The 2,686-nt window shown below is 43.8% G+C and carries 2 protein-coding genes; both read right to left on the minus strand.

The genetic code is table 11. The features are described from left to right. A partial coding sequence (locus RIG66_RS32990; RefSeq protein ID WP_446384198.1) for a filamentous hemagglutinin N-terminal domain-containing protein occupies positions 1-615 on the minus strand: 615 nt, incomplete at its 3' end. 130 nt (positions 616-745) lie between these two features. Beyond that, positions 746-2,686: hypothetical protein (locus tag RIG66_RS32995; RefSeq protein ID WP_446384200.1), on the minus strand; the 1,941-nt coding region annotated here is incomplete at its 5' end.

The following is a 2,686-nucleotide window of genomic DNA, read 5'->3' on the forward strand; positions in this document are numbered from 1 at the left end:
CAATAACAAGCTGTGACCATCGGGAACTCCTAAACCCTTGAGCGGCTCTCCTAAGAGATTAACGCCTGCGGGTGCAATTGAGCGATTTTCGATACGCCCAGGAGCCATTTCATTAAAGAAAAATGCATCTGGGTTAACAGTGAGTAAGGGTAAAGCTTCTGGGTCAGTTGCGCTAAAAACACCTTGATTGCCAAAACCAATTGCATTGGCTGTAGAGGCGGTAAAGGAACCGCCAACATTCAACCGCGCATTCTCTCCAAAAACAATCCCATTGGGATTGATTAAAAATAGATTGGCTGTGCCATTTGCCCGAATTAACCCGTCAATATCAGAAATCTTAGAACCTGTCACCCGACCAAAGATATTCTCAATCTGTAAAGCATTATTGAAAAATGCCTCACCCCCTGTCTGTACGGAAAATGCCTCAAAACTATGGAATAGGTTTACCCCTCGCACTGTTCCCCCTTCAATTAGGCAAACCGGACACCCTGTCACTTGAGAATTTACTGGGAGTGTATTATCGGGGACAACTTGAGCCGATACCGTCGTGATATTTGCCCAAAAACCGAGAACAACGCTGCTGGCAAAGCAAAAGTGAGTTTTAATCTGTTTCATTGCGATTTTACCTTACAGCTTTTACCTAAATTAAAAAGGTTAAACTAATGCTTATTCTATACTTTAATAACTCCCTTAAATTAATGATTTTCTTGCTAAATTGCTACAATGTTTTTTGCTGAATCATTAATCATGGCTGAGATGCCGTTTCAGAAACCTGGCAATTGACCGAATTTTGCCAACCGCCATGAGGTGTTCCATTGGGGACGTAAGCCGTCAGCACCACATTACCTTCTGCATCAATAATCCAACCTTGGGCTTCAATAATCTGCTTGGGAGGATGATAAATAGGAGAATTCTCCCCGTCTGCTTGTCCTTCTATTTCCTCATCTTCTTCCCTGGCTATCACCGTGCCAAAATCATCTTGTACCAAATCGGGGCTAAATAAATCCGTCGGGTTTTCAGGTAAACCACCTCGTCCAGTGATAGTAAATTGATTCTGACGATTACTAGCTGCACACATTTGGTTAATTTGTCCAGAGGGGTCAACCAAAGTGCTGGGGAGTTGAGTTAGTCCGCGACTTGGATCAAGGGATACATTAAGTGTGATTTCACCAGAATTGCCAAACTGAGAACTGGCATCAATATCATTGGTGCGATTTCCGGGGATGGCTGGACGTTCTTCAATGCCAAAGATGCCTTGACTGGTGATGGTGATGCGACCTCCTTGTCCGAAAAAGGCATTGGCGGTGATATCACTATTTTCATTGGGAATGGAAGTGATTAAGTCTGCATCAATAGAGATATTTCCACCATTTCCGTCTACTCCAGTCGTTCCTGCGGTGGTGGAAATGCGACTGTCACGGCGCATTAGCAGCAAGTCATCAAGTAGTAGAGTAATATTGCCACCTGTGTTACTGGCGGTTTCGGCTAAAAGATTGGCTTGATTATCTAGGGTAAGGGAGTCGCCACGAATCTCGATATTACCCCCTACCCCAATACCTTGACTATCAACAGCAATGTTGGCGTTATCCAAAATCTGTATAGTTTTTGGATTTTTGATAAAAATACTGCCACCGTTACCAGAAGAGTTGAGTTCCGTGTTGGCAAAGAATCCGCTGTTTGTACCAGATAGGAGTAAATTTTCCTGAACTTTTACTATAATATCTCCGGCATTGTCGCTGCCAAAAGCTGTAGTGGCAATTTGCCCATTATTGATTAGTTTAACGTTATCGGCAGTTATGGTAATATTTCCACCTGCACCAATAAAAGATTCAGCTGAGAGTCTGGCTATATCTTGGACTAAAAATAGGGAAGTATCAATTTTTATATCACCCGCATTTCCTTTTAACCTTGTTGATCTCGTATCAACAATAGCAGTAGTAAAAAAGCCAGTAACTACTAAAGCTTCCGGTGGAGTTCGCAGAATTTCTACCGATTCAGAAGCTTTCACCATTATATCTCCCCCATTCCCCTCACTAATTGTAGCGGCGACAACGACTGCTCCATCACGAACAATCAGACGTCGAGTGTCAATGATGATATCTCCAGCAGCTCCAGTTGCACTCTGCAAAGTTGAACTAACCAAGCCAGAACCAATCAATTCCACGGATTGCAAAACGCGGACGCTAAGATTTCCGCCGATACCCTGACTAAAGGTAGGGCTGAATACAATCGCCCCATCTCGAAGCTTTAGTTGCTTAGTGTTGATCTCAATAGCTCCCCCTGAACCTGCACCCACCGCACCAGTAAACAAGCCAGTACCTGGGTTAGAAGGGCGAAGTTGTCCAGATAAACTACCGACTACATAAATTTGTTCAAAGTTTTCAAATCCAGTTCCTATCAGCTCAACCAACTCAGAAGCATCCACTTTTATCCCCTCGCCAGCTTCTGAACCCAGAGTAGTCGCGAGTATCTGAGAACCTTCCTTGAGCATCACGCGCCTACCAAAAACTTGAATTTCACCGCCTCCCTCACCACTGGTATTGACAACGGCTTCATTAGTCAGTGAAATATCTGCTCGTGTTAAATCATTAGGAATATTCAAACTAAGATGGTTATCGTCTACATTCAACGCGACTTCACCGGGAGCGGCTAATCCGGCTAATTCTACTCGACCCCCTAAGGCATT

This window comes from Coleofasciculus sp. E2-BRE-01, assembly GCF_040221695.1.
GTDB lineage: Bacteria > Cyanobacteriota > Cyanobacteriia > Cyanobacteriales > Coleofasciculaceae > Coleofasciculus.